We start from the raw sequence: 3,210 nt of genomic DNA, 5'->3' as shown, positions 1-3,210 counted from the left end.
TCAAAAATTGCTTTAATGAATAAATAATCAACCTACTGTGTGGGGTGTGGTGCGATCGCACCACACCTCCATCTATTCTCAATAATGCTTCTCTTTTAGTTGAAGTATTATTCAGCTTATTCGATGACTCCATCTCTATATATAGCTTTCAGCTACCTTGTCACCCCGTGAGAGTTGGCACATATGGGGAGATGGGGAGGTAGTCCGATTTAATATTGAAGTGTAGTATAGAATTATAAACATATACTGTATAACCAGATTCTATATTATTTTGATAATTTTATAGCAGAAGGAAGAAGTAATATCATCTCCGCATATCGTTTGTGTAAACCCAAGGGTGAATATCTACAGGAAATTTAAGTTTTTTTCTGGCTCTTAAGTATTCCTGACTGTTCCCTGTTCCCAGTTAAGTGTTCCCTACCCTTGCTATACAATACCGATGCTACCGGACATGATATAAGAAGGAAGAAAGCTTAATAGCTTGAAAAAAACTTACAGCAGATTCCTCGCATAAGAAGTACAGAGATTAATAATTGAATGAATGCAAGTGCGGTCATCTTGCCCCAGATGGGTGTACCTCATAACTTCGGAAACTGCTGTAAATTTCCTGTAGATATTCACCCTTGGGTTCACACAAACGATATGCGGAGATGATATTAGGTACATCTGTGACGGCCAAGATGCCTGCACTTGATCGTTAATATCTCTACCTCATATCAAATCTGGTAGCATCGGTGTAATTAGATAGTTAATCTAGGAGGACCGAGTCAACCCACCCCTTGCCCCTCCCCCTCCGGTGGAGGGGAAGGACCTCCTCAGGAGGGAAGAGAATGCGCGAAACATTTGCTCTTGGATGAAGATGAAAATTTTTTTTATACCGAACCCGAGCGGATTTGATATCATATACGACCGAGTCTGCTGTCTCACTTCAACCTAATTTCAATCTGCACCTCACTCCGTTTCAAATCTTCCGGTGTCATTGGTGAATTATACAACAACCTTCTCGGCGAACTCACAACTTCATATTCTGGGTGCTGCACCAACCATTCTTTCAGCTTTTGCAAATTTTGTTCGTAGCTCTCCCAACTGTAAGCACCCTGTACTCCAATACTCACAACCTTCATTGGTAAAGTATCTCTCACCATCACCTGAGAATCAATTTTCTGGGGAGTCATGTCTGGAGTTGAATAGAGAAAAGATACTTCTGTTTCTTCACCTTCCTTGACATAACGTGCTTCCACAGGCGTTGTCATGGAAATTTGATTACTGCTGATATGTTGATACAGTGGGTCAAAAGCGACTCTGGTTGCCATTCTGGAATCACCTGTATGTGTGTAGGTGACAGCGCGATATTGGGGATACTCTTTAACTTCGATGACATTGGTCTCAGTGGGTTGAGGAAAACCTTGGGGTAAAGATGCAGACATTTAAAATTTGAGTTGATTTACTATTCCATTATATAGTTATTTAACCCATTTGATAGCTATATAATTATCAAAATAACATGGGTCGCGCAACCCCGCCTTTTAAGGCGAAACATTTTTGGAGCGAAGCTCAAATCCCCTAGTTCCCCTCCTGGAACCCCTCCTGGGAGGGGCGGGGGTGGGTTGACTTCTGTACGTCGCCCTACCGACGGCTCCCCTATCTAACTTCTGACTTCTGACTTCGTTAAGGTAGTCAAGTCTTTTCGCGCATCAATTTTGAAGAAAAATCTGAAGAAGGAGTGTTGAATTTAGTGATAAAAAAACTTTCTCCTTTCTCCCTTTGAACCTTTCTTTCCCTCCTGCCCCCTGCCTCCTGCCCCCTGCCTCCTGCCTTCTTAAAACACCATTGGCATTGAATTCATCTCCTCTTCCCGCAACGCTTCAGACAACAAACCCATTTTCACCGGAACATCATACAACCTCCCTTTGCCAAAGCGCGACCAAAAATGACGCAACCCAGGCACAATAACTTTAACTACTTTTAACTCAATATCCGGGCGAGTCTGATCCAAAACCAAAGTTTCCATTCCTGCTGCTTGATCAATTTTCACACAAGTCAAAACATCATCATAAATGTCGTCGCTCCAAAGTTGCGGATAGTCTCCATAAACCTTAGCTGGTATTTCTGGATGGGGAGCTAAATAAGGATGACTTGCTAAAGTTGCTGTCGTCATCCATTTTTGTATCCCCTCTTCCATCTGACTAATATCTTGCTCATCCATTCCCAACCCTATTTGATTAACTTCCGTTACTGCTCGCAGAATAGCAATTTTGGGGTCAAAATGCGCTCCGAAACCAGTAATAACTCGCTCATGTTTTCCATCAACTCGACGCGACACCGCAGTAAAAGCAGGTATCCCTAAATTTGTAGTTAAATCTAATACCCATAACTCCCGCTGATTTTGTTGATAAAATTCTTGCACTTCCAATAAATAGGGGTCGTCAAAACTTGCTAAATCTACCCCCGGACGCTGCAAACAGTTATACCACCAAATCCCTACACTGTCGCGCTCCACTAATTCCATAAATCCTTGCAAAATTGCTTCTTCTATGGTATTGCCCGCAGCGTTGCCATTGGAATCAGCTACACAAAAATTATGCTGTTTGGGCAATTTATAAGCATAATAACACCAAGCAGTAGGCAAATATTTGTGAGTTTGCTCGGTTAACGACCACACTGGAGTCCATTCAATTTCTTGACTGACATCAAAAGGTTGCGGAATCCAATCGTGAGCAACTTTACAGTTAGCATTCAATTCCTCCCGGTTAGCATACTGAGTCGGACTAAAATGTAGACATTTTTCTGGATGAATACCTTGCTCTCCCAACTCAGCTAAAGTTGACTTTTTCCGAGGTTCGTCTCCCTGGAATATTCCCGAATAACCTTCGATCGCTTCACAAAAACCACTTGCTTTAGATTGGCGATCGCTCTTGCCTTTACCTCCACTTTTATGACGCAAGGAACGACGCAAAGCACCGAGACTTTTTGCAGCACCAAAACTATGAATGGCACTGTAAGTATGAATTAAAGGATTTTCGGGGTCGGAAACTCGCACCAATGCACTGACAACTCCAGTTATTGGACTGATTAATTTTTTGGGTGTTGCACAATAGAGAATGATATTCTAGAATTTGATTGAGAGATGGATTGTCCTGATTGTCAAAGCCATAAAGTAGTGAAAAATGGTCATCGTCAGGGAAAACAGAGTTATCTGTGCCGTGACTG

The 3,210-nt window shown here is 42.1% G+C and carries 2 protein-coding genes and 1 pseudogene; 1 reads left to right on the top strand and 2 read right to left on the bottom strand.

The window, feature by feature from the left end:
- Positions 1 to 923: 923 nt before the first annotated feature.
- Both F6K06_RS33280 and F6K06_RS33275 read right to left on the bottom strand, forming a co-directional pair.
- Positions 924 to 1,427, bottom strand: coding sequence for a heme-binding protein (locus F6K06_RS33280; protein ID WP_287245319.1), 504 nt, complete (start codon positions 1,425 to 1,427; stop codon positions 924 to 926).
- A 392-nt stretch (positions 1,428 to 1,819) separates the two neighbouring features.
- Entirely contained in the window at positions 1,820 to 3,040 is a 1,221-nt protein-coding gene (locus F6K06_RS33275; protein ID WP_353734930.1) for a YcaO-like family protein, read from the bottom strand.
- An 87-nt stretch (positions 3,041 to 3,127) separates the two neighbouring features.
- On the opposite strand from F6K06_RS33275, the pseudogene F6K06_RS33270 reads away from it, so the two are divergent.
- A pseudogene (locus tag F6K06_RS33270) lies at positions 3,128 to 3,210 on the top strand (IS1 family transposase); the annotation flags it as partial.

This window comes from Okeania sp. SIO1H4 (genome assembly GCF_010672695.1).
GTDB lineage: Bacteria > Cyanobacteriota > Cyanobacteriia > Cyanobacteriales > Microcoleaceae > Okeania > Okeania hirsuta.
This window is presented reverse-complemented; position numbering and strand designations above follow the sequence as displayed.

Excerpts from the sequence above, each read along its gene's own strand:
- F6K06_RS33280 (WP_287245319.1), bottom strand. The coding sequence starts at position 1,427 with ATGTCTGCATCTTTACCCCAAGGTTTTCCTCAACCCACTGAGACCAAT.